The organism is Paraconexibacter antarcticus (assembly GCF_024220175.1).
GTDB lineage: Bacteria > Actinomycetota > Thermoleophilia > Solirubrobacterales > Solirubrobacteraceae > Paraconexibacter > Paraconexibacter antarcticus.
In genome coordinates this window covers 1583796-1606990 of sequence record NZ_CP098502.1, presented here as the reverse complement: position 1 = coordinate 1606990, position 23195 = coordinate 1583796, and the positions used below count along the sequence as shown (strand labels likewise).

Below are 23195 nucleotides of genomic sequence, written 5' to 3'. Positions count from 1 at the left end.
CGCCGCTCCAGCTCGCGCGGTTACCGCGCGATCGGTCTGGGCTCCCCCATCGGTTCGCGTATCGGGCCGGCAGCGAGCCGCGCGGGTTCTCGCCGTTGAGGATGTCGTTGTGGACGACGTGGGCCGGGAAGGCCGGCGGCGCCGCGGGACGGCACCTCCGGCCTAAGCGTCGTCGCGCGGCTCAGCAGGCGACGATGAGATTGAAGGGAAGGTCGGCCGGCGCGCCGGCCGCGTCGTAGGTCTGGACGCCGATCATGCCGCCCTGCACGCTCGTGGTGACGCGTCCCGCTGGGACCACGGTCGCGTCCGTGGACCCGAGGGAGGCGGTCACCGCACACGCGGTCGTCGGCGCGGCGAAGGCGACGGTGTAGGTCCCCGGCGACCCAGCCCGGCCGCCGCTCACGGCCGTCCCCCGTATGAGGGCTCCCGCCCCACTGACGACCTCGAAGTCGCGCGCCGCCGGCGGTCCCGTAGGGCCGGCGGGGCCGGCGGGCCCTATCGCGCCGCGGAGTGCGCGCTGCGCGCCGCTGCTCATGTCGCGGAGCGCGACGGAGTGGTTGCGGATCTCGCTCGAGCCGACCGCTCCGGTTCGGATCTGATTGGTCCCAACGCTGTTGCGCGGCAGCGAGAGTGCGGCGTACGAGCTTCCACCGAGCGCGACGAACAGCGCGATGCTCGCAGTCACGTTGGCGTAGGTCAGTCGGGACTTCAGGCGCGTCATGAACGTCTCCTCATCGTCAGACACCGCGGACCCGGACGCGGACGATCCGCGATCCACCTGCGGCAAAGGGATACCCCGCCTCACGCGGGAGAGCGGCGCGGAACCGATACTGCTGCAGACCACGCGTCCCGTCGAAGCGATAGTCGTACCGCCAGCGGCCACGCCGCGACGCGTGAGTCGTTGCAAACGTCCGCCACCGGCCGCGGACCAGCACCTCGAGCGCCACGAGCTTGCCCTTCTCCGGGATCCGTCCCGTGCGCACGCGCCCGGTGAAGCGCACCGTCTCGCCGTTGACGAACGAGTGACGGTCCGGCCGGATCGACGTGGCGGCCCGGACGTTCAGAATGACCTGCTGCGTCGCGCTGCGGATCTGCGCGGCGCCGGCATACCTGATCTGGATCGAGCGGCTCGGACCGCGACGGACGAGGAACGAGAAGCGCCCGGTCTTCGACGTCGTGACTGTCGCGATGAGCCTTGGCGGCGACGTGGCGTCGCGGACCCGGCTGTATGCCTGGACCGGCACACCCTGCATCGGGTTCCCCTCCGGCGTCGTCAGACGTCCTCGTACTCGGACGAGCCGTCCGTAGCCTGCGTACGCCGCGCGCACCAGACGGACGTGATGCCCCGACCGCTGCACGACGCCCGCGCGCAGCCGCGTCTTCAGCCGCAGCGGCAGCGTGATCTGCGCTGGTTGGCCGCCGGTGAACGTCGTGGCCGCTCGCTGGTTACCGGCCGCGTCCTGAGCCACCGCCTGCAGTTCGTAGGTCCCGTCAGCGAGGTGCTCGTCGTCGAGGCGCGCGGCGAGCGCGCCGCCATCGACGGTCGTGGGAAGTGCGGTCCAGGTGGTGGAGCCCATCCGCCGGATCGAGATCGTGCCGCCGGCGATGCCCGACCCGGAGTCGGTGGCCGGGGCTGTGATGAGCGTCGGGTCATCGGCACTCAACGGCTCCAGCGCGACGACCGGGCTCGTATCGTCAAATCGCAGCGTGACCGGCGGAGCCGCCAACCGCTGATCCTGGTTCCCGGCAGCATCGACGAGCCAGACACTCAGCGTCCAAGCTCCCGGCGCGGGGACCCGGAGGCCGGTCAGCGATGTGATGTCGGCGCCCGCCTGGGTGCCCTTCACGCAGCCCGTCGTCGCTCCCGTAGGACACAGCTGCCAGGAGGCTGCGGCGATCGGCGCCGCCGCCTGCGGTGCCGGCGCCGTCCAGTGAACGTCGAACGAGTTCGTCTGGCGCCAACCGTCACCACCATCGACCGTGAGGGCGGACGGCGCGTCCGGAGGAGTGTTGTCGATATGCACCGTGCGGCTCACCGTCGCAGCGTTGCCCGCAGCATCGGTCGCGCGCAGAACTACGACGTGGTCACCGTCCGCCCCAAGTCCCGCGGTCGGGAACGTTTCATTCACCGTCGCCTGCGGGCAGGGCGAGCGCTGGGTGAAGTCGCACCTCGCGCTGTGCTGGGCGACGGTCTTGCCGTCGAGGAGCACGGTTGCCTCCTGGACCCCGGACCCGTCGTTCGCGTCGAAGCCGACGCTCTGCGTTCCCGAGAGCCAGCCGTCGGAGGTCATGAGCGCACCGCGCCCGTTCGCGAACGAGGGCGCGGCACCGTCGGTCATGTGCACGACGACGTTGCGCAAACGAACCGCCGCGACGCCGCTGCGGGAACACGACGCCGCCCCACAACGGACTTCCATCCGCAGCCGGCTGGCCCCACGCTCGCGGACCATCGGTTCGGGAAGAAGTTCCCCTCGCCCGGTGTCTCGAAGCTGTCGCATCCTTGGCCGGGACCCGTACCCCAGACGTCGTGCCCTCCCAAGTCCGGCCCGCTGGCGACGAGCGCGACGTTGTACGAGCAATCGTGACGCTGATAGCCAGCGTCGAAGTCGATCGACCCGATGCTGGTCCCGGTGGGGGCGTCGAGGATGAGATACGCACCCTGGAACGCGCTGGTCGTGCCGCCGTCGTAGACGTTCCGAACGACCATGCCCTTCCCGGCCGGGCATTCGCTGTACGCGGTCATCCCAGGATCGGCGACCGCGGCAAACGCGTTATTGGCCGGTGAGCTCCAAGTGGCGTCGCAGGCGTGGAGGTCGTAGCCGTTGGCAGAAGCCGGAGGCGCGGCGACCGCTACGGGCAGAAACAGCGCGATGAGGAACAGCAGGACGGTGATGGTGCGACGAAGCATGTGGGCCTCCGAGTCGATCAACACCTGTCTAGTAGTGCTCCGTTAGGTTGTTGCAGGAGGTTATGGAGTCTTGGCGAACTTCTTGTGCATGAGTTCGTCGGCGGGGCAGGTCAAGATCGGGTCGGTGGCCGGTCTCTCGGACAAGCAGCTGGCGCGGGTGCGGCCGCGGCTTGAGGCGTTCGCGGAGGACATGTTCGAGCCAATGGTGCGTCGCGATCAGCGGCGGTGGGGCGGCGTGTATCTGCGGGGGTTGATGCTCGATGGCAAGCGCAAGAGCATCGAGCCGATGGCTGCCCGCCTGGAAGATGGCGATGAGCAGTGCTTGCAGCAGTTCGTCAACCAGTCGCCGTGGCGGTGGGAACCGGTGCGTAAGCGCTTGGCGGTCCGGCTCAGCGAGGCGATCGTGCCGGCGGCTTGGGTGATTGACGACACCGGCTTTCCGAAGTTCGGCGACAAGTCAGTCGGCGTGGCGCGCCAGTACTCCGGCGCTTTGGGGAAGGTCGGCAACTGCCAGATCGGGGTCTCGATCACCGCCGCCACCGTGCACGCGTCGTGCCCGATCGACTGGCGTCTGTTCCTGCCCGAGTCGTGGAACGAGGACCCGCGCCGCGCCGGCTGCAAAGTCCCCGACGACGTCGTGCATCGGCCGAAGTGGCAGCTCGCGTTGGACATGATCGACGAGCTTCAGGCGTGGGGGCTGCAGGCTCCGCCGGTGCTCGGCGACGCCGCCTACGGTGACGTGACGGAGCTGCGCATCGGCCTGGAAGAGCGCGACATCCGCTACGTGCTGGACGTCAAGGGCACCACGTCGGCGCTCCCGGCCAGCACCGAGCCGCAGACGCCGACCTACGCCGGCAAAGGACGGCCGCCCGCGCCGCGCTACCGCCGACCGTTCAGCAGCGTCGCGGCTTTGGCGGCCGAGGTCGGCGAGGACGCCTATCTGCGGATCTGCTGGCGCCAGGGCACCAAGGGCGAGCTGGCCTCGCGCTTCACCGCGATCCGCGTGAAGCTCTGCAACATCAAGCTGCGCAGCGCCCACGCAGACGGCAATCTGCCGGTCCGGTGGCTGCTGGCGGAGTGGCCCGAAGGCAAGAGCGCCCCGACCGACTTCTGGATCAGCGACCTCCCCGACGACACGCCGATCGCGGACCTCGTCGCGCTGGCGAAGCTGCGCTGGCGGATCGAGCAGGACTACCGCGAGCTCAAAGACGCCCTCGGCCTAGACCACTTCGAAGGCCGCTCCTGGCCCGGCTGGCACCACCACACAACCCTCGTCTCCGTCGCGCACGGCTTCCTGACCCTGGAACGACTGCGGCGACCTCAACGCCGGGCGGCCGCCTGACCTCACTGTTCGAGGTCGTTCGGGAGCTGCAAACGCTCTTGGCCTGCTGGCACGGGACATGCCCGACCTGCCGCAGACGGCTGCCGCCCGACACCCCCTACCTCAACGACACCTAACGGAGCACTACTACGCTGTCACGGAGCAAACTCCCCACCCCCATTTGCTGGTGCGGCGGCCGGAATCGGCGTATTTGGTGCGCTCCCTGACGTTCCGGGACCGAATTCGGTCGTCCCCGCCGGCACGGGCGACGGCGCCGCCGTCGCCGCCGGCGAACTCACCGGCGTCTCCTTATGCCGTACCGCGGCCCGCGCCATCACCTGCGCATGCGTCGGCCTCACCTGCGAACCGGTGACGGGCTGCGAAGTCGTCGACGCGACGACAGGCATCACGCGGGGTCGAGCCACATGGTGAGGAGGCACCGAACGGTCCGGCTTCCCCACGTCCGTCGGAAGCACTTCGTGGATGCACACGGCGGCCGTGCCACCGAGCGCGATGCACGCCGCAACCACCTTCGCCGCACCACCGAGTCCCAGCGCGCCCGCCAGACCTCCGCTCGCCTGCTCCACAAGAGGACCGGCCGACGGGCGCGCCGGTCCACCCCCGGGGAAGACATCACGCGCCGCGGCGACCGCGCGATCAGCCCAGTCAGCGATAAAGCCGAACGGCCGCCGCTTGTGCTCGACCTCCTCGACACCCGGCGGCAACGGCAGCGCCGCAGCGACATCGCGCAGCGCCGCGCGCATCGACCGCAACATCGCCCGGCAGCGCGGATCGCGCTGGACCATGAGCCGCGCCTGCTCGATCTGCGCCGAGGAGGCGATGCCCATCTCGCACACGAGCAGCAGGCTCCGCTGTCGTCGCTGCCACGGGGTCTCGCCACTTGCGTCGGGAAGGACCTGCTCGCGCACGGCCTTGTAGGCACGGGTGACGAGTTGCTCGTAGACATACGAGCTGACGCCAAGCCGCTTCTGGATCTCGGGACCGGTGAGCTGCAGTTCGAAGCGCATCTTCAGCACTGCGGCTTCGCGCGGCTCGAGCGAATCGATGACCGAACGTAGGGCGTCCGCGTCGAGGTGTGTTTGAGCCTGATGCGCCACCGACGAGGCGTCGTCCTCGGCAGACGTGAACACGGCATCCGCCGGATCGACCGGCTCCGGCGGCGGACGGCGTCGCGCATCGTAGGCGCGGGACACCGCGATCTCCCGCAGGAGCGCCCGCGTGTTCTCGATCTTCTCCCCACGCGCCCGCCGCTGCAGCAGCTCCAACCACGCCTGGTGCAGGATGTCCTCGCGATCCAGGCTCGGCGGGAACCCCAGCCGCAACGTCGTCAACACGGCGTCGCGGTGCCCCCGATACTCCGCGTCCGCGGCGGCCTCACGCAGCGGCGAGGGCGAACGGTCCGGGTTCAGCACCCCGACCGCCTACTCGCCTATCGCGTTGTCATGGAGCACTGGCGCCACCCCTGCCGATTTGCAGGGGCGAGTATCGCCACGGTGCACGCGACCGAATCCCATGGCTGATCGCATACCGACAGTCGGGTATCAGGCGTGTCGCAAAAGCCACGCGGCGGCCTCCACCGCAGGATGCGCATCACCGCGGGCGACGCGCGACGCTCTGAATAGCTCCACCCCACGCCGACCAACGCTGGCGCCGCGCGCCGGAGCAGCGGGACCTCCACGGGCGTCTGGCCCACCCGCCATGCCCGCGACTCGGGCTCCACGGATAGATCTACAACGTCGTCAGCCGCGGACAAACGGTACATCAACAGTACACGGCGCCCGGCCATCTTCACCGCCACAGAACGACGAAAGCCCCGCATTTGCAGGGCTTTCGTGTGATCGGGGAGACAGGATTTGAACCTGCGACCGCCCGGCCCCCAGCCGGGTGCGCTACCAGACTGCGCCACTCCCCGTGACGAGCGGGAGTGTACCGACGGGGTTCGCGGGCGGTCGTGAGGGTCAGGTCCCCGGCGTCTGGTGGGAGAGGTCGAGGCGGCCGAAACCGTAGTCCGGGTCGCGGCCCGGGGCCCCGGCGTCGGCGGTCGCGTGGTCCAGGCGGGTGCGGATCGTGGAGGCGGACGCGCTCGGGTCGGCCGACCAGATGAGGGCCGCGGCGCCGGCGACGTGCGGGGTCGCCATCGAGGTCCCGGACTCGCGGACGTAGCCGCCGCCGATCCGCGCCGAGAGGACGTCGACGCCGGGGGCGGCGAGCTCAACGTCGGCGTTGCTGTTGGAGAACGGGGCGTGGGCGCCGGCGTCGTCGACCGCCGCGACCGAGACGACCTGCGGGAGGCCCGCCGGATACTCGACGCTCGTGTTCCCGTCGTTGCCGGCGGCGGCGACGATGAGCGAGCCGCCGCGCCCGCCCCGCGCGTACGCCTGCGTGACGGCGGCGGCGAGCGTCTTCGACGCGGGGCCGCCGAGGCTCATCGAGATGACCTTCGCGCCCTGGTCGTGGAGCCAGGCGACACACGCCGCGACGTCGGCGGTCGTCCCGCCCCCGTCCGCCGTCAGCGCCCGGCAGACCATGAGCGGAGAGTCGGACGCGACGCCCGCGATCCCGGCGCCGTTGCCGGTGCGGGCGCCGATCGTGCCCGCGACGTGGGTGCCGTGCCCCTCGTCGTCGGCGCAGCTCCCGGCGGCGACCTTGCCGTCCTGCGCCGTGCCACAGGCGGCGATGCGGCCGGCGAGGTCCTCGTGCCCCGCGTCGATCCCGGTGTCGACGATCCCGACCGGGACGCCGCCGCGGTCGGGGAAGCCGCCGAGGTTCAGCGCCGTCCACGCGTAGGGCGCATGGATCGCGGCGAGGTCGGGCTGCTGACGGAGGAGCGGGTCGTTCGGCGTCACCTCGGGCTCGGGCGCGGGCGCGGGCGCCGCGGCCGCGCGCGGTCCGGCGGCGGCGCTCGCCCGCAGCAGGACGTTCGGCTCCGCCCAGCTGATGCCGCGGCGGCGCTTGAGCCGAGCGGCGACCACGCGCGGGTCGCCGTCGACGCGGACGAGGCGCGCGCCGCCCGGGAGCTGCGCGACGGTCCCCGCGACGTCGGGGCTCGTGGCGAGGGCGTGGGCCCCGCGCGCGCCGCTCGGGTGGACGAGGACGGTGTCGGGTGCGATCGCGCCGGCGGCGGCCGCCGGGGTCGTCGGCGGGGCCGCGAGCGCGAAGCCGAGGCCGAGGGTGGAGAGGACGGCCGCGCGAACGGCGATGCGGGCAGAGACGACGGGCATGAAGGGCGCTCCGGGTCGGGGTGGAAAGGTGATGCGGCGGATCCTGCGGCCGGCGGGGGACCGGTCGGCCGCGTCGCGCGTCTTCCGTCACGCCGGCGGCGCAGGGCTGTCGCAGACCACGCGTGTTGCGTCGCACGCTCCGTTCGGCCTCGACCGCGATCGCGCCGAACCGCACGTCGGCGCGAGGCCGATGTGGGAAGGTCGGGCGATGGTCGTCCGCCCCCGCGCCGCCCGTCCCGGCCCGATCCTGAACGCGGTACTCGCCGCCCTCGCCGTCGCCGCCGCCGTCGCGCTCACGCCCGCGACCGCCGCGGCGCAGACGACGACCGCGCCGGCCCCGGCCTCCCCGACCGCCGCGTGCACGCCGCTGAGCCCGATCGCGGCGCCCTGCACCCTGCTCGGGAAGTTCGCCGACGCGGCCGCCGCCGAGTGCCGCGCCGCCGGGGTCCCCGACACCGACTGCACCCTGCCGCTCGCCCACGTCGTCACGCAGCACGCGCGCGACGCGTACCTGCAGTCGGCCGTCCACCGTGCCGCCGTCCTGCAGTACCGGCTCGGTGACGCCCTGCCGCTCGGCCAGGCCCCGTGGGTCGGCACGCACAACTCGTTCAACGCGATCGCGAACGGCCCGACCCTCTCGCGGTCGGACTCGAACCAGCAGCTGACGCTCACGCAGCAGCTCGACGTCGACGTTCGCTCGATCGAGCTCGACCTGCACTACCTCCCCCGCGCCGGCGGCCGGCAGGTCATCGTCTGCCACGGCCAGGGGCCGGACAGCCTCGACGCCGGCTGCACGACCGAGCCGCCGTTCACCCAGATCCTGCCGGAGGTCGTCACGTGGCTGAACGCGCCGGGCCACGAGAACGAGGTGCTCCTCCTCTACCTCGAGGACGAGATGAAGAGCGCCGCGGCGTACGCGTCGGCGATCTCGACCCTCGACACGCAGCTGCGCGGCACCGACGGGCGCTCGCTCATCTACCGGCCGGACGCCGCGGCGCGGGCGGCCAACGGCTGCACGCCGCTCCCGCTCGACGTCACCCGGGCCCAGGTCCGCGCGTCGGGCGCCCGCGTCATCCTCGTCGGCTCGTGCGCGAAGGGCTGGGCCGGCGACGTCTTCGACTGGAACGCCGATCACGTCGAGAGCGGCAGCGTCGCCCGCTACCGCCCGTACCCGGCGTGCGACGCGAGCTACGCCCGTGCGACGTACCACGCGAAGCTCGTCCGTTACTACGAGGACTCGACGCTCGTTGCCACGGTCGTGGACCCGACCCGCGCCCCCGTCGACCCCGAGGCCCTGACCCCCGCGAAGGTCGCCGCCATGACGGCGTGCGGCGTGAACCTCTTCGGCTTCGACCAGCTGCTGCCCGACGACGGGCGGCTCGCGGCGACGATCTGGAGCTGGGCCGACGGGCAGCCCGCGGCCCCCGGGTGCGCGCGGCAGCGCGGCGACGGGCGCTGGGCCACGGGGTCGTGCGCGGTCCGCCGCCGCGCCGCGTGCGTGACGCCGGCACCGTCGGGCGTCCCCCGCTGGCGCCTCACGCGCCGGACGGTCACCTTCGCGCAGGCGCGAAAGGCGTGCTGGGCCCGCGGCGCGCGCTTCGCCGTCCCCCGCTCCGGGCTGCAGAACGCGCAGCTGCGCGACGTCGCGCGGCCGGGCGAGGGCGTGTGGGTCGCCTACCGCGTGCGGCGGGCGCGCTGAGGCCGCCGGGTGCCGCTCCGCCGCCGCGCGCTCGGCCTCCTCGTCGCCGTCCTGCTCGCCGGCACGGGCGTGGCGCTCGCGACGCGCCACGGCCACGGCGACGGCGACCGCGGGGCCGGCACGACGGCGGCGCCCGCGCGCGTGGCGACCACGGGCACGCCGCCGCCACCGGGCAGCACCGCGCGCGTCCTCCTCACCCTCGGCGCGGGGCCGGCCGGGAGCGCACCGGTCACGCTCGGCGCGTGGCACTACCGCGGCGACCCCGGCGACCGCGGTGCTGCCCGCCACTGGGCCGACGGCCACTTCGGCGGGCGCGTCGTGACCGTGCCCTACTCACCGAATGCGCGCCACGTCACGGGGCCGGGGGCCGAGCGTGCCTACGCGGGCTCGGTGGGCTGGTACGCGCGGACGATCGACGTGCCGGTCACCGCCCGCTACTCGCTGGGCTTCGCGTCCGCGCACTTCGCGGCGACCGTCTACGTCGACGGGCTTCGCGTCCGCCGCCACGTCGGCGCGTACGAGCCGTTCACGGCGGGGGCGTCGCTCACGGCCGGCGTCCACACCGTCGCCGTCCGCGTGGACTGGCGCGATCCGCTGGCCCAGGTCGCAGCGGGGTACGCGCGCGGCTGGTTCAACTACGGCGGGCTGAACGGGCCGGTGACGCTCACGCGCCTGGGCGAGAGCGAGCTCGGCGCGCTCCGCGTACTCACGCGGCTGCGCGGACGTGACGCCGTCGTCCGCGTGAGCGCCCGGGTCCGCAACCGCCTGGCGGGGCCGCGTCGGCTCGCCGTCACCGGGGTCCTCACGCGGGACGGCGTCCGCCTCCCCGTCCGCTTCCGTGCGGTCCGGGTGCCGCCGGACGACTCGCGTCCCGTGCACGCGACGGTCATCGTGCGCGGCGCGGCGCTGTGGTCGGCCGCCCACCCGCGGCGCTACGCGCTCACGCTCGGCGTCCGGCGCCAGGCGACGCTGCGGACGTACGTCGGCCTCCGCGAGCTGCGCTGGTGGGGCGCGAAGCTCCGGCTCAACGGCCGGACGCTGCGCCTGCAGGGCGTCGGCCTCCCCGCCGACATCGAGGGCCACGGTGACGCGATGACCGCCGCCGACGAGGCACGGACCGTCCGCGAGCTCGTCGCCACCGGCGCGAACGCGACCCGCTCGCAGCTGCCGCTCAGCGCCTCGATGCTCGACCGGCTCGACGCCGCCGGCATCCTCGTCTGGCAGGAGCTCGGGCCGTGGGAGACGCCGTCGGGCTTCCACGCGCGGAGCGTCGGCGCGGCGACCGATCGCGCCCTGCGGACCGCCGAGCTCGAGCAGGCACACCCGAGCGTCGTCGCCTGGACCCTGACGAACGAGGTGGCCGGGAACGGGCGCCCGCGGCAGGTCGGCTACGTCGTGCGGACCGCCCGCACGCTCCACGCCCGCGACCCGGGCCGGCCGGTCGCGATCGACCTCTGGGGCCGGCACCTCACGCGGACCGGCGGGCCGATGTTCGACGCCGTCGACGCGCTCGGGGTGACCGACTACACCGGCTGGTACGAGGGGACCGACCTCGGGCGGCGCGCGCAGGCGCACGAGGTCCGGGCGAGGCTCGCCGGGCTGCGCGCGCTCTTCCCCGGCAAGCCGATCGTCGTCACCGAGCTCGGCGCCGCCGGGACGCGGCGGGTGCCCGCGCAGCAGTTCGGCGGCGTCGGCTTCCAGGCGGACCTGCTCGCGCGTCGCGTCGCCATGCTGCGCGGGCTGCCCGGCATCAGCGGCGAGCTGCTCTGGCTCCTCCGCGACCACGCCCTGCGGCCCGACTTCCGCGGCGGCTCGGTGCTCGACGCCCACCCGGGCCTCGTCCTCACCCCCGGCCTGAACGAGAAGGGTCTCTACGACTACGCCGGCCGGCCGAAGCCCGCGCTCGCCGCGGTGCGGGCGGCGTTCCGCGGCGCCCGCCCCTGACCGGCGCCGCGCCTGCGCGCCCCGCCCCCGCACCGTCTACCATCCCCTCCAGCGCGCGGGTGTAGCTCAGTTGGTAGAGCGTCAGCCTTCCAAGCTGAATGTCGCCGGTTCGAACCCGGTCGCCCGCTTGTACGAAAGCCCCGCTGCTGGCGGGGTTTTCCTTGTTCGGAGGACTGCCGGGACGCCGAGCTTCACCGCGTGCGCCAAGGCGCTACGCGCCCGTGATGCCCGACGCGGTTTGCGCGGGTCGCGCGTGGGCCGACCGCCGCGCGGCAGGCGTACGGCGATCGAGGGTCACGATCGCGTTCTCCTTGGGGATCAGGATGATGTTCGCCCGCCCGATCGATTCGGGCGGCGTGTCGACCGCGCGGAAGCGCGCCTGGCGCACGATGGTCGCGAGGATCACCCGCATCTCCGCGATCGAGAACGCCCCGCCCATGCAGCGCCGCGAGCCGCCGCCGAAGGGGGTCCAGGTGTACGTCCCCGGCCGCTCGTCGACGAAGCGCTCGGGCCGGAACTCCTCGGGCGCGTCGTACACGTCGGGGTCGCGCATCATCGGGCCGAGCATCGGTGCGAGCACCGAGCCGGGCTGCAACGTCAGGCCGTCGTCGAACGTGAACGGCGCGACCACCCCGCGGAACGTGAACACGCCCGGAGGCCGCAGCCGCAGCGTCTCCGTCACGACCGCCTCGGCGTAGGAGTCGTCGCCGCTGTCGACGGTGTCCTCGAGGCGCTGAAGGACTCGTGGCTCGCGGGTGATGAGGTTCGCGGTCCAGCCCAGCGTCGTCGCCGTGGTCTCGAAGCCGGCGATCAGAAGCCCGGCCATCGTGTTGTGCAGGAACACGTCCGAGAACGCCTCGCCGTCCTCGGTCCGGGTATCGAGGAGCAGTTGCAGGACGTCGGGCTGGTCCGGGAGGTTGCCGTTGCGGCGATCACGGATCTCCGCGGCGACGACGGCGTCGAGCGCCGCCCGGGCCGCCACGATGTCGGAGTAGTTCCCGTCCCATACGCCCCCGCGGGTCGTCGCCCACACCGTCTGCAGGGCGAACTTCGTCGTCGAGATCGCCTTGAGGAGGTCCTGGGCGCGCTCGCGCAGGACGGAGAGGCGCGCCGGGTCCGTGACGCCGACGATCGTGGTCAGGATGATCTCGAGCGCGATCGGGGCGACCATCGTGCGGAACGGCACGGCCGTGCCGTAGGGCCAGCGTGCGAGCGCCTCCTCGGTGCGCAGGCGAAACGCCTCCTCGTAACTGGCCAGCGCCTTGCCGTGCATCGACGGGGCGGCGAGCCGCTTCATCGAGTAGTGCTGCGCGCCCTCATATCCGATGATCGAGTCCTCGCCGAAGATCTCCGCGTGCGGGAAGAACTTGCGGCTCACCGAGGTCATCGTGAGCGTCGATGCACCCGTCGTGAAGACCTGCTTGATGTCGTGGGGGTCACGCAGGCCGATCATCGTGCCGGCCCCGGGGAGGTCGAGCGTGAAGCGCTTGGGCGCATCGATGCAGCGGCGGATGAACCGGTCCGGACGGGCCCAGTACTCGGCGGCGTGAACCACGCCCATCCCTCGTCGAAGCGTGCCCGGCAGCAGGCCGGGAACCAGCGGCGAGTGTTCGAGCGCGCCGGCGAGATCGCCGACCGCGCCCGGACCCTGGAGGCGCGGAGGGAGCGGCGTGTCGAGCGTGGCGGTCATGTGTGTCTCCAGTGATCGTGACTGTGTTGATCAGGCATCGAGCGGCGTGGGTCGTGCCCGCGACCGGGGCGCGGTGCGTCAGGTCGCGACTGCCGCCTCGGCTGCCGGACTCGACGCCCCGTCTGTCGGGGCCCCGTACTCGTAGTGATCGAGGTCGAACGTGCGGCTTCGCCACCACATCTCCGCCCCGCTCGCCGGGCGCAGAATCGGCGCGTCGCCGTGACGATCGAAGTAGTAGCTCATGGCCGAGCCGCAGTTGTTGTTGAGGAAGACGGTGCCTTCCTGGCGCTCGAGGATGTCCGCGAAGTACGCGTCGTGGGCCTCGGGGCGGACCTCGACGGTCGCCGCGTTCCGGCGGCCCGCCTCGGTGATGCAGCGCAGCGCGTGGCGCACATGCGTCTCGATCATGAAGATGTACGACGGCCCGCCGAGCGCGTAGGGCCCGCTCATGAGGAAGAGGTTCGGGAAGCCATGGACGCTGACCCCCTCATAGGATTGGTAGCGCTGCTCGTCCCAGAACGGGCCGAGGTCGACACCGTCACGCCCGACCACCGGCATCGGCGGCGCGCCGCCCAGCTCGAAGACCTTGAACCCCGTCGCGAGCACCAGGGTGTCGCAGCGATGCAGGCGCGCGTCGACGGTCACGACCCCGTCCGCGGTGACCCGCTCGATGCCCTCGGTCACCAGTTCGACGTTGTCGCGCCCGAACGCCGGCAGGTACGCGTTGGACATCGTCGGCCGCTTGCAGCCGAAGCCGTAGGTCGGCGTCAGCTTCTCGCGCAGCACGGGATCAGCGACCTGCTGCCGGATCCACCACCGCCCGAGACCCTCGATCGCGCGGACGACCTGCGCCATCGTGCGGTAATGCGTCGCCGCCCGGGCGAAGATCACTTCGCTCGCAGCGCCGGCCCCCATCCGTAGGAGCCACTGCGTCACCGGCAGCGTCCGGAAGAGGAACCTGGCTGCCGCGGGGACCGGGAGGTCAAGGCGCGGAAGCACCCAGACGGGCGTGCGCTGGAAGACGCTCAGATGGGACACCCGAGGAGCGATCGAAGGCACGAGTTGCACCGACGTGGCGCCCGTCCCGATCACCGCGACGCGGCGGCCGTCGACGTCGGTCTCATCCGTCCAGGCCGAGGTGTGCAGCATCTCGCCGGCGAACTCGTCGAGCCCGGGGATGTCCGGAAGCTTTGGCTGCACGAGCCCGCCCCAGGCACCGATCACGAACCGCGCCGTCACGGTCTCGCCGCCGGCCAGCGTGAGTGCCCACCGCTCCGCCGTCTCGTCGAAGGTGGCGGCGAGGACCTCGGTGCCCAACCGCAGATGCGGGCGCAGGGCGTACTTGTCGGCACAGTGGTCGACGTAGGCCTTCAGCTCGGCGCCCGGGGCGTACACCCGCGTCCACTGCGGGTTCGGCTCGAAGGAGTAGGAGTAGCTCACGGACGGGATGTCGACCGCCACGCCGGGATACCGATTGGCCTGCCACGTGCCGCCGATGTCGTCAGCGGCATCGAAGATCACGAATCGCTGCCCGGCCTCGCGGAGCTTGATCCCCGCGCAGATCCCGGCGAGTCCGGCGCCGATGACGGCGACGTCAAGCTCGTCGGCGGAACCCATGCGGTGCATGAGAAACAAACTAACAGTTTCGTCTCTCTATCGCTACGTATTACGACAGAGGCCCCGGACCGCGGCTTTCGAGCCGGCGGTGGTCGGTCAGGCCGGACGGTTGATGATCAGCGGCACGATGAACTCGCGCGCGAAGGCGCGGGACTCGTCCTCGGTCTTGCCGGGGAGCTCACCGAACGGCATGAGGATCGTGGTGTAGAGCAGGCGCAGGATGAACTCCGCGATTCGCGACGCCTCTCCGGGACGGATGTCGCCCGCCTCGATCAGGGTCGTGATCCGCGTCGCGAGGATGTGCTTGATGAGCTCGAACTCGGGCTGCCCCTCGACCGTGAGCGCGGTGAGCAGCGTCTCGGGGTCAGATCGCAGCACGGTGGTCAGCAGCGGGTGCCGGCGGAGTTCCATGACCGACAGGGCGGTCGCGTCGGCGAACCGCTCGGCGGCCGGGCCATCGCCGAACAGGACTCGGTCGAACCGCTCGACGAAGTCCAGGACGTCCGCCATCACGACCGCGCGCACCAGCGTCGTCTTGCTGTCGAACCGGCGGTAGACGGTGACCCGTGCGACGCCGGCACGCCGCGCGATCTCTTCCATGTTGGCCCGGCGGATGCCGTAGCGCACGAACTCCTCACGCGCGGCGGCGACGACATCGCGGCCGATCTCGTCGATCGCCCCCTGGTCGACGGGGGCCTGTTCGTTGCCCGCGCTCATGCCTGCAAGTCTAGGACCGCTCGCGGGCGGTCCTTGCTTCGACGTCGTCGGTTCGGCCGCGGACGTCCGGCTCCCACACCCGACGCAGGGCCATGGCGACGACGGGCGGCCAGGTCATGAAAGCGCAGGGGCCGCCGGCCGACGGCGTCACGCGCGCTCGGACTCGTCGCCGCTGAGCAGGCGCACCTTGACCCGTAGCGCAAGCCGACCCACGCGGGCGCGCAGACAAAGAGGTCAGGCCCGCCGAGCCCGCGTCCGAGCCCGCATCCGCGTTCGGACTCACCTGATCAAGGTTCGGTCGTGTTCCTGCCGATGTGTCCTCGGTTCAGGCTTTCCGCGCCCCAACCGTGACTCTTCTCACCGGTTGGCTGTCTGCGCAGCGACCCGGAACCCAACGCCGAAAGACGTAGCTCATGTCTCGACTCTCCGCTTGCTCTCGTAAGCGCCTGCTTCCAGCAGCCGGCCTCGGTGCCGCCCTTTCGGCGTTGGCGATCGGGGTGCCCTCAGCGGCAGCCTCGACCACCTACGGCTGTACCGGAGCTGCCCAGAACGTGACCGTGCCCAACGGCGCGGTCGCAGCGACCATCACCCTGCGAGGTGCCGCCGGACAGGGGAACGAATTCGGCGTCACCGGCGGCCACGGCGACAGCGTCAACATCAACATGCCGGTCACCTCCGGGCAGCAGCTGCAACTGCAGGTCGGCTGTGCCGGCGGTTACGGCGGCGGCGGCGCTCCGTCCAACAGCTACGCCGGCGGTGCGGGCGGCGGCGCGAGCGCCATCTCGGAGAACGGGAGCTCACAGCTGTACGCCGTCGCAGGCGGCGGGGGCGGCGCCGGTGGCCAGCTCGGCACCGCCGCGCAAGGCGATTACTACGGCGCGGCAGGCGCCGGCGGCGACGCGGACATGACCGGCGGTGACGGCACCGCCATGCGCAGCGACCCCGCGGCGTACGCCGGCAACGGCGGCGTACGCGGCTCCGCCGGCGGTCAGGGCGGCCAGGGCGGCGTGAACCCGCAAAGCGGCAACGGTATCGACGGCGGCACCGGCAGCTTCCTGCAGGGCGGCGGCGGCGGCGCGGCCGGGCCCGGCGCCAGCACCCTCGGGGGCGGTGGTGGCGGCGGCGGATTCAACGGCGGCGGTGGCGGCGGCGGCGGCAGCATGTGGAGCGCCTATGACGGCGGCGGCGGCGGTGGCGGCGGCTCCAGCTACGTCAACGACGCCGCCGGCGTGACCATGTCCAGCGCGTCAGCGACCGTCACCGGCGATGGTTCGGTGACGGTGACCTACAGCTATTCCGGTGCGGTGATCGTCAGTCCCAGCCCGGTGCAGTTCGGCAAGGTCCTGTCGGTTTCCGGTAGCAGCAGCACGCAGACCGTCACGCTCACCGACGTCGGCTCCGGAAGCGACGGGCCCGTCACGCTCCGGACCGTGCACATCGGCAATCCCGGCACGTTCGACATCGTCGGCGACGCCTGCAGCGGCCAGAGCCTGAACAGTGGTCAGAGCTGCGCGGTACAGGTCAGGTACACCCCCGTGCTCGGCAGCGACGGAGACGAAGCGAACACGCTCGTGTTCCCGTCCAACTCCATCAGCGGCGACATCGTCACGGGCCTTGACGCGACGGCCATATTGCCCGCCGACCTCGCGGTACTGCCCGGCTCGGTGGCCTTCGGCTCGATGAGCACCACGAGCACCGCAACGCAGACCGTCGCGGTGTTCAACACCGGAGACCAGCGGCTGAACGTCTCAGCGCCGAGCCTCGGCGGCCCGGACGCTGACCAGTTCACGATCGTCGCGCAGCAGAACCTCTGTCCCGCGCGGCTGCCCGCCGGCGGCTCCTGCACCCTGCAGGTGCGGTTCTCCCCGACGCGTCCGGGCGACGCCGAGGCGACCCTGCTGGTGAGCTCCGACAATGCCTACTTCCATCCGACGGTCGCCGTGCCCCTCACCGGCACCGGAACCGCGCCGGCACCCGGGCCCACCAACGGTGTCGATGGGACGAACGGGATCAATGGCACGAATGGTGTCGCCGGGACCAACGGCACCAACGGCACCAACGGCGTCGACGGCGCCAAGGGGACCAACGGCACCAACGGGACCAACGGCATCGACGGCGCCAAGGGGACCAACGGCATCGACGGGACGAATGGCGTCGACGGCGGCACCGGACCTCGCGGTCCGGCCGGCCCGGCCCGGCCAACGGAAGAGCTCAGCGCCGTGACGTTGCGCTCCCGCTCGCTCACAGCCTGCATGGACTGCCGCTCGACCGGCCTGGTGCTCACCTACCGGCTGGCCCGCGCCGGCGGTCTGCACCTGACGATGCAGCGCAAGACCGCACGGGGATGGCGCCCGGTGGGCAGCGAAACGGTGGCAGCATCCGGCGGCCGTCACAAGCTGGCGCTCGGCGCCACGTTCGACGGCCACAAGCTGCGCGGCGGAAGCTATCGCCTCGTCGTCCAGGCGCAGAACAGCACGACCAGCTCCAAGGCCGTGACCCTGAATTTCCGGGTCGCGACCTCACGCGCGGGCACGCTCACCCTCCGCTAGGCCCGCGGGCGACGTGACCGAAAGGCGCCGGGGTTCCATCGCGGAACACCGGCGCCCGTCGTCGTTCACACCTAGAACGCACGCCGCGCGCTCGCGCCTGACCGCCGCGCAAACCGCGCCGGGCCCGGCGGATCGCGCACGTCGTCTCCGGCAGAAGACAGGCCGCATGGCGCCCCCGCGGTGGGTCCGGCGGAGGCCGAGGGCCGGCCGGCCGGTCAGCCGGTCGCCGGGCCGAGCGTCATCTGGTCGGGCGTGATCCCCGGCGCGCCCGCGCAGGCGTAGCTGCCCGGATGTGCCGCGTACAGGAGGCCGAGGCAGTCGCCGAGCGCCTGCTGGCCGAACGCGTCGGGATGGAAGACCTCCTGGGTCTCGCCCTGGGTGATCGTGCTCGCGCTGAGCGCCCGGCCCCACTCGGAGGTGCTCGCCGACGGCGGGGCGAGCGGGCTCACGGCGGCGTCGTGGACGCTGCAGAACTCGTGCCCCTGGAAGGCGCTGCGCAGGTCGAGGGTGGCGACCCCGCGCGACGCGGCGGCCGCCTTCACCATCGACCCGATCGCGGGCGCCGCGACGTCGTGGCCCCACGTCATGTCGACGTCGTAGAACGGGCAGCCGTAGACGGTCCGCTCGGGATCGGCCTCCAGGTACCGGGCGTCGCTCGCGCGCGGGATGACGGACGGGTAGGTCTGCAGCACGAGCCGGTAGTCCCCGTCCGCGTAACCGGCCTGGCGCATGACAGCCCGGATCTCGTCGATCGCCTTGGCGACCTTCGCCTGCGCGACGGCGAGGGCGTCCGGGGTCAGCCGGTATGCCTCCGTCTGCGAGCACGGCGCCGTGTGCTCCTCGTACGCGGTGAAGCACGCCTGCACGATCGACGCGAACCCGAGGTCGTTGCCGCCGACCGCGACGATGATCATGCGCACGCGGTTCTGCTGGGCGATCGGCAGCAGCTGATCGGCCTGCGGCGGCTCGCCGTGCGCCGACGTCCCGCCGTTCGTGGAGCGGTAGAGGTCGCTGCTGACGCCGCCCGAGCAGGCGATGTTGATGCGCCGGTCCACCGCGAGCCGGGCGGAGCGGACCTCCGCGACGTCGGAGCGATGGCAGCCGTCGGCGGCGGTCCCGTCGAGGTAGACCATGCTCTCGTCGTAGCTGCTGCACACGCCGAGGGTGAAGACGCAGGCGCGGTCGGTCCCGTCCCGGCTGCCGGCGTTGTCCGGGCTGTTGCCGAGCCACCGCCCGCCCTCGCCGGAGATGTACGAGTCCCCCATCGACACGACCGCGGTCGGCGGCGGCGCGGCGGCGGCGCGGCCGGGCAGCGCCAGCGGCATGAGCACGGCGAGGATGGACAGGACGCGGCGCCTCCACAGCATCTCGCGACCATAACCGAACTTTCGCGTTCGCGTTCGCGATGCACCGCGTCCGCGATGGCCGATCACCGCGACCGCGACGCTCGACGCCCGATGCCACCCCGGGCGGCCGGCGATCACGACCCCAACGCAGCGCTAACACGAGCCCCACCGAAGCCAAGGCGACGTCGGCGACCATGGAGCCCATGCCCTTCCCGGTGAGGCCCGCGTGACCGGCACGACCGCCGCACGGCCTCGTCCGGTCGCGTCGCCGGTCAGCCGGTCCCGTGGCGCAGTGCCGCCCGCGGGCAGCGGTGGTCGTCCGTGGGCGGCACCGGTGCTCGTCGCGCTGCTCGGCGCGGCGCTGCGCCTGTGGGACTTCGGCCGGGTCGGGGCGAATCCCTACTACGACGCGGCGGTCCGCAGCATGGGCCGCTCGTGGCACGCGTTCTTCTACGGCGCCTACGACCCCACGGGGCAGGTCTCGATCGACAAGACGCCCGTGGACCTGTGGCTTCAGGTGGCGAGCACGAAGCTCCTCGGCTTCACGCCCGTCGCCCTGCGCCTGCCGGAGGTGACCGCGGGCATCCTGGCCATCCCGCTCCTGTACGACCTCGTCCGCCGGCTCTTCGGGCGGCGTGCCGGCCTCGTGTCCGCGTCGGTGCTCGCGGTGCTGCCCGTGTCGGTGATGACGGCGCGCAGCGACACGATGGACTCGGTGATGACGCTGCTGATCCTCGCCGCGGCCTGGCTCGTCGTCCGGGCCGGACCGCGCGGGCGGCTGCTGCCGCTCGCCGGAGCCGGCGCGGCGATGGGCCTGGCGTTCGAGGTGAAGCTCTTCGAGTCGCTCGTCGCGCTGCCGGGGCTCGCCGTCCTCGCGCTGCTGCTCTCCGAGGCGCCGTGGCGCCGCCGCCTCCTCCACCTGCTCGCCGCGGGCGGCGCGATGGTCGCGGTGGGCCTGTCGTGGCTCACGGCGGTCAGCGTCATGCCGGGGCCGCGCCCGTTCCCGATCGGCTCGACGAACGGCAGCGTCTGGGACGTCACGTTCGGCTACAACGGGCTCGCTCGGCTGCGTGTGGGGCCGACGCCGGCGCTCCGCCGGCTGGACCCGGCCGGGCCCGCCCGTCTGTTCGCGCCGGGGGGAGCGCTCGAGGGCCGCCTCGTCGGCTCGGTGCTCCTGGCCGCGCTCCTGCTCGGGGCGGCGGCGGCGACCGCCGGCGTCGTGCAGCGGCGGCGGACCGGGGCCGGGCGTCCGGAGCGCGACGCGGCCCGGTATGGCGCCGGCGTGTGCTTCCTGGCCGTCTGGCTGCTCACCGGCTTCGTCCTCTTCAGCCACGTCGGCCGGCTGCATCCGCGGTACCTCGAGGCCTTCACCCCGGCGATCGCGGGGACGATCGGCGTGGCCGTCGCGGCCCTCACCTCCGCCCGGCGGGCCGGAGGAGCGGCGCGCGCCTCGCTGATCGCGGCGCTCGCGGTCACCGCGGGGCTCGGACCGTTCGTCGCCGGTGCGGGCGCCGGCGTGGCCGCCGGCGCCGTCCTCCTCGTCCTCGTGACCGCCGGGCTGCCCCTCGCCTTCGCGGCCCGCGGCGGGCGCACGCGCGGGCCGGTCCCGGGCGCCGCCGTCGCCGCCTTCGCGACGGCCGCCGTCCTGCTCGTCCCGCTCGCCGGCAGCATGCAGCTGGTCCGCACCGGCGCGGCCGACTCGGGTCGTCCGGGGTACATCGCGCCCGCCCGCGTCGCCGCGCTGAGCCGTTTCCTCCTCGCCCGCCAGCACGGCGCCCGCTACGAGACGGCGAGCACCGCGCCGGCCGAGGCCGGCCCGCTGATCGTGCACGACGGCCGCCCGGTCCTCATGCTCACGAGCCTCTACGACCGCCCGCTCCTGACGCCCGCCGCCCTCGCCGCGCAGGTCATGTCGGGCCACGTGCGGTACGTCCTCATCGACCCGAGCGCGTGCGCGGCGACGTCGACCCGCTGCGCACCGGTGATCCGCTGGGAACGGCGCCACGCGGTCGACGTCAGCGGCGCCGCCGGCCAGCCTCCGGGGACCCTGTACCGGCTGAGCGCCCGCGCGAGCTCCTAACACGATCCCCACACCGGCCCCGCCCGGCCCAATGCGCGGTGCGGCAGCCTCCGGAGCATGGCCACCCGAGTCTCCGCCGTCGCACCCCCGGCCCGGGCACGGCCGCTGCGCCTCGAGCGCCACGCGCTCGGCCCGCGGCTGCACGTGCTCGGCCGCCGCATCCACGAGTGGCACGCGGGCCTGGTGGTCGCGGTGAGCGCCCTCGTCGCGTGGTCCGTCGGCGTCTGCGGCACGACCCTGGCCCTCGTCGCCGGTGCGGCCGGCGCGTACCTCGTCGCCAAGGACTGGCGCGACCTTTTCCCGGGCACGCGCGACAGCGGCGCCTGGTCGGTCGGGCTCCACCGCCCGCCGCGGCCGCTGCGGCCCGCGCACCGCGCGGCGTGGCTCCCGCCCCTCTCGGCCTGGCTCGTCGGCGGGGTCGGCGCCGTGAACATCGTCTCCGCAGTCACGCCGGAGCTCCCCGGCCGCCTGCACGTGATGGCCGCCGCCCTGCCGGCGGAGCTCATCGTGAGCGCCCACGCGCTGACGCTCTCGGCCGGGCTCGGCCTCGTGGCCGCCGCCGCCTTCCTCCGGCGGCGCCGGCGACGCGCCGCCACGCTCGCGATCGTGCTGCTCGTCACCGTCGGCGCGCTCGACGTCGTCCGGGGCCTCGACGTCGAGGAGGCGCTGCTGAGCTGGGCGCTCGCCGGACTGCTCGTGTGGGGTCGCAGCGCGTTCGCGGTCGCCCAGGACCGGGTGCCGCTGACCGTCGCCCGCGAGGCCGTCCTCACCGCCGCCGGCGCGGTGGCCACGGGGGCGGCCGTCGTCACCGGCGCGCTGTGGACGGCGCCGGGCCGCTCCGCCGCGAACGTGTGGCACGAGACCGTCGCGCTGCTCACCCTGAGCCACGGCCCGTTCTCGTTCAGCGGTCCCTTCGCGTCGATCCCCGCGATCGTCGGTGCCGTCGCGATCATGGCCGCGGCGCGCATCGCCCACCTGCTCCTGCGAGCGCCGCGGGCCGCCGCCCTCCCGTGTGCCGAGTCGCGGCAGGCCCACGAAGTCGTCCTGGCCCACGGGCGGGACAGCCTGAGCTTCTTCAAGCTCCGGGAGGACCTCCCGCGCCTGTTCAGCGCCGACCGCCGCGCCTTCGCGGCCTACCGCATCGAGGGCGGCGTCATGCTCCTCGCCGGCGACCCCGTCGGCCCGGCGGACGCGCTTCCGGGGCTCCTGCGGGAGGTCTGCGCGCACGCGGAGCGCCACGGGCTGCGGCTCGGCGCCGTCGGGGCGAGCGAGACGTTCTCCGAGCTCGCCCGTGACGCCGGTCTGCAGCGCTTCTACGTCGGCGACGAGGCGCTCGTCGACACCGCGGCGTTCACGCTCACCGGCAAGCCGATCAAGAAGGTCCGGCAGGCCGTCTCCCGCGTCACCGCGGCCGGCTACACCGCGGAGGCGACGACGGTCGGGGCCGCCGACGCCGCGACGCTCGCCACCCTCGAGGGCATCTCGGCGCGCTGGCGCGACGGCGCGGCCGAGCGCGGCTTCTCGATGGCCATGGACACGCTCGCGAACCCGGTTCTCGCCGACACGCTGCTCGTGCTCGCCCGCGACGAGGCGGGAGCGGTCCGGGCCTTCCTGCACTTCGTCCCGTCGGCCGACGGCCACACGCTGTCGCTCAGCGCGATGCGCCGCGACCGCGACACGCCGAACGGCCTCACCGACTTCCTCGTCGTCCGCTCGATCGAACTCGCCCGCGAGCGCGGCATCGCCGAGGTGTCGCTGAACTTCGCCGCGTTCGCGCGCGTCATGCAGGCCCCCGCGGGCGCCCTCGACCGCGCGCTCGGGCGCGTCATGCGGTGGGCCAACCCGTACTTCCAGATCGAGAGCCTGTACCGCTACAACGCGAAGTTCTTCCCCCGCTGGCAGCCGCGGTACCTGCTGTTCGAGGGCGTGGCCGCCCTCCCGCGCACCGCCCTCGCCGCGATGTGGGCGGAGGGTCAGCTCCCGAAGCCGGCGCTGCGCCTCCCCCGCGCCGTCCCCGCCGCCGCATGAGGCCGTCCGGGGGCGCCGGGCCGGCGGCCGGCGCCGTGCCGGCGGCGGTGACGG

At 73.1% G+C, this 23195-nt stretch carries 15 protein-coding genes and 2 tRNA genes; 7 read left to right on the top strand and 10 right to left on the bottom strand.

Annotation, left to right across the window (positions count from 1 at the left end):
* Nucleotides 1-181: 181 nt before the first annotated feature.
* The 3 genes from NBH00_RS08000 to NBH00_RS07990 are packed head-to-tail and all read right to left on the bottom strand — an operon-like array spanning nt 182 to nt 2929.
* Entirely contained in the window at nt 182-721 is a 540-nt protein-coding gene (locus tag NBH00_RS08000; protein WP_254572811.1) for a hypothetical protein, read from the bottom strand.
* 16 nt (nt 722-737) lie between these two features.
* The gene (locus NBH00_RS07995) at nt 738-2339 is read right to left on the bottom strand and encodes an Ig-like domain repeat protein (RefSeq protein WP_254572810.1); all 1602 of its coding nucleotides are present in this window, start codon (nt 2337-2339) and stop codon (nt 738-740) included.
* On the bottom strand, nt 2336-2929 hold the full coding sequence (locus NBH00_RS07990; protein ID WP_254572809.1) for a hypothetical protein: 594 nt from the start codon (nt 2927-2929) through the stop codon (nt 2336-2338). Before NBH00_RS07990 ends, NBH00_RS07995 begins: the two co-directional genes overlap by 4 nt.
* Before the next feature lie 67 nt (nt 2930-2996).
* Here NBH00_RS07990 and NBH00_RS07985 point away from each other — a divergent pair, with 67 nt between their 5' ends.
* Nucleotides 2997-4250 (top strand): IS701 family transposase, encoded by a 1254-nt coding sequence (locus tag NBH00_RS07985; RefSeq protein WP_254569724.1) that lies wholly within the window; start codon nt 2997-2999, stop codon nt 4248-4250.
* A gap of 134 nt (nt 4251-4384) precedes the next feature.
* Here the strand turns inward: NBH00_RS07985 and NBH00_RS07980 are convergent, their stop codons facing one another.
* The 3 genes from NBH00_RS07980 to NBH00_RS07970 all read right to left on the bottom strand — a co-directional run bounded on the left by NBH00_RS07980 (nt 4385) and on the right by NBH00_RS07970 (nt 7471).
* Entirely contained in the window at nt 4385-5662 is a 1278-nt protein-coding gene (locus NBH00_RS07980) for a sigma-70 family RNA polymerase sigma factor (RefSeq protein ID WP_254572808.1), read from the bottom strand.
* 426 nt (nt 5663-6088) lie between these two features.
* A tRNA-Pro gene (locus tag NBH00_RS07975) sits at nt 6089-6162 on the bottom strand.
* Between the two features lie 46 nt (nt 6163-6208).
* Nucleotides 6209-7471 (bottom strand): S8 family peptidase, encoded by a 1263-nt coding sequence (locus NBH00_RS07970; RefSeq protein WP_254572807.1) that lies wholly within the window; start codon nt 7469-7471, stop codon nt 6209-6211.
* 208 nt (nt 7472-7679) lie between these two features.
* On the opposite strand from NBH00_RS07970, the gene NBH00_RS07965 reads away from it, so the two are divergent.
* From NBH00_RS07965 to NBH00_RS07955, 3 genes are all read left to right on the top strand, one after another.
* A complete protein-coding gene (locus NBH00_RS07965; RefSeq protein WP_254572806.1) occupies nt 7680-9170 on the top strand; it encodes a phosphoinositide-specific phospholipase C-related protein in 1491 nt (496 codons plus the stop codon).
* A 9-nt stretch (nt 9171-9179) separates the two neighbouring features.
* Complete coding sequence (locus NBH00_RS07960) at nt 9180-11114, top strand: glycoside hydrolase family 2 TIM barrel-domain containing protein (protein WP_254572805.1); 1935 nt, start codon at nt 9180-9182, stop codon at nt 11112-11114.
* 55 nt (nt 11115-11169) lie between these two features.
* Nucleotides 11170-11242, top strand: a tRNA-Gly gene (locus NBH00_RS07955).
* A gap of 83 nt (nt 11243-11325) precedes the next feature.
* Here NBH00_RS07955 and NBH00_RS07950 read toward each other — a convergent pair.
* The 3 genes from NBH00_RS07950 to NBH00_RS07940 form a co-directional block, all read right to left on the bottom strand.
* The gene (locus NBH00_RS07950) at nt 11326-12804 is read right to left on the bottom strand and encodes a cytochrome P450 (RefSeq protein ID WP_254572804.1); all 1479 of its coding nucleotides are present in this window, start codon (nt 12802-12804) and stop codon (nt 11326-11328) included.
* A 78-nt stretch (nt 12805-12882) separates the two neighbouring features.
* The gene (locus NBH00_RS07945) at nt 12883-14421 is read right to left on the bottom strand and encodes a flavin-containing monooxygenase (RefSeq protein ID WP_254572803.1); all 1539 of its coding nucleotides are present in this window, start codon (nt 14419-14421) and stop codon (nt 12883-12885) included.
* 96 nt (nt 14422-14517) lie between these two features.
* A complete protein-coding gene (locus tag NBH00_RS07940) occupies nt 14518-15138 on the bottom strand; it encodes a TetR/AcrR family transcriptional regulator (protein WP_254572802.1) in 621 nt (206 codons plus the stop codon).
* A 551-nt stretch (nt 15139-15689) separates the two neighbouring features.
* Between NBH00_RS07940 and NBH00_RS25220 the strand changes: the two genes are divergently transcribed.
* Complete coding sequence (locus NBH00_RS25220; RefSeq protein ID WP_302182717.1) at nt 15690-17687, top strand: choice-of-anchor D domain-containing protein; 1998 nt, start codon at nt 15690-15692, stop codon at nt 17685-17687.
* A 215-nt stretch (nt 17688-17902) separates the two neighbouring features.
* Here NBH00_RS25220 and NBH00_RS07930 read toward each other — a convergent pair whose 3' ends face one another.
* On the bottom strand, nt 17903-19054 hold the full coding sequence (locus tag NBH00_RS07930; protein ID WP_254572801.1) for an SGNH/GDSL hydrolase family protein: 1152 nt from the start codon (nt 19052-19054) through the stop codon (nt 17903-17905).
* A 271-nt stretch (nt 19055-19325) separates the two neighbouring features.
* Between NBH00_RS07930 and NBH00_RS07925 the strand changes: the two genes are divergently transcribed.
* Both NBH00_RS07925 and NBH00_RS07920 read left to right on the top strand, forming a co-directional pair.
* On the top strand, nt 19326-21113 hold the full coding sequence (locus NBH00_RS07925) for a glycosyltransferase family 39 protein (RefSeq protein WP_254572800.1): 1788 nt from the start codon (nt 19326-19328) through the stop codon (nt 21111-21113).
* Between the two features lie 57 nt (nt 21114-21170).
* Nucleotides 21171-23141, top strand: a complete 1971-nt coding sequence (locus NBH00_RS07920; protein WP_254572799.1) for a bifunctional lysylphosphatidylglycerol flippase/synthetase MprF — start codon at nt 21171-21173, stop codon at nt 23139-23141.
* The last annotated feature ends 54 nt before the right edge of the window (nt 23142-23195 follow it).

Coding starts and splice junctions, on each gene's coding strand:
- NBH00_RS08000 (WP_254572811.1), bottom strand. CDS start 721: ATGACGCGCCTGAAGTCCCGACTGACCTACGCCAACGTGACTGCGAGC.
- NBH00_RS07995 (WP_254572810.1), bottom strand. CDS start 2,339: ATGACCGACGGTGCCGCGCCCTCGTTCGCGAACGGGCGCGGTGCGCTC.
- NBH00_RS07985 (WP_254569724.1), top strand. CDS start 2,997: ATGAGTTCGTCGGCGGGGCAGGTCAAGATCGGGTCGGTGGCCGGTCTC.
- NBH00_RS07970 (WP_254572807.1), bottom strand. CDS start 7,471: ATGCCCGTCGTCTCTGCCCGCATCGCCGTTCGCGCGGCCGTCCTCTCC.
- NBH00_RS07965 (WP_254572806.1), top strand. CDS start 7,680: ATGGTCGTCCGCCCCCGCGCCGCCCGTCCCGGCCCGATCCTGAACGCG.
- NBH00_RS07950 (WP_254572804.1), bottom strand. CDS start 12,804: ATGACCGCCACGCTCGACACGCCGCTCCCTCCGCGCCTCCAGGGTCCG.
- NBH00_RS07945 (WP_254572803.1), bottom strand. CDS start 14,421: ATGGGTTCCGCCGACGAGCTTGACGTCGCCGTCATCGGCGCCGGACTC.
- NBH00_RS07940 (WP_254572802.1), bottom strand. CDS start 15,138: ATGAGCGCGGGCAACGAACAGGCCCCCGTCGACCAGGGGGCGATCGAC.
- NBH00_RS07930 (WP_254572801.1), bottom strand. CDS start 19,054: ATGCTGTGGAGGCGCCGCGTCCTGTCCATCCTCGCCGTGCTCATGCCG.
- NBH00_RS07920 (WP_254572799.1), top strand. CDS start 21,171: ATGGCCACCCGAGTCTCCGCCGTCGCACCCCCGGCCCGGGCACGGCCG.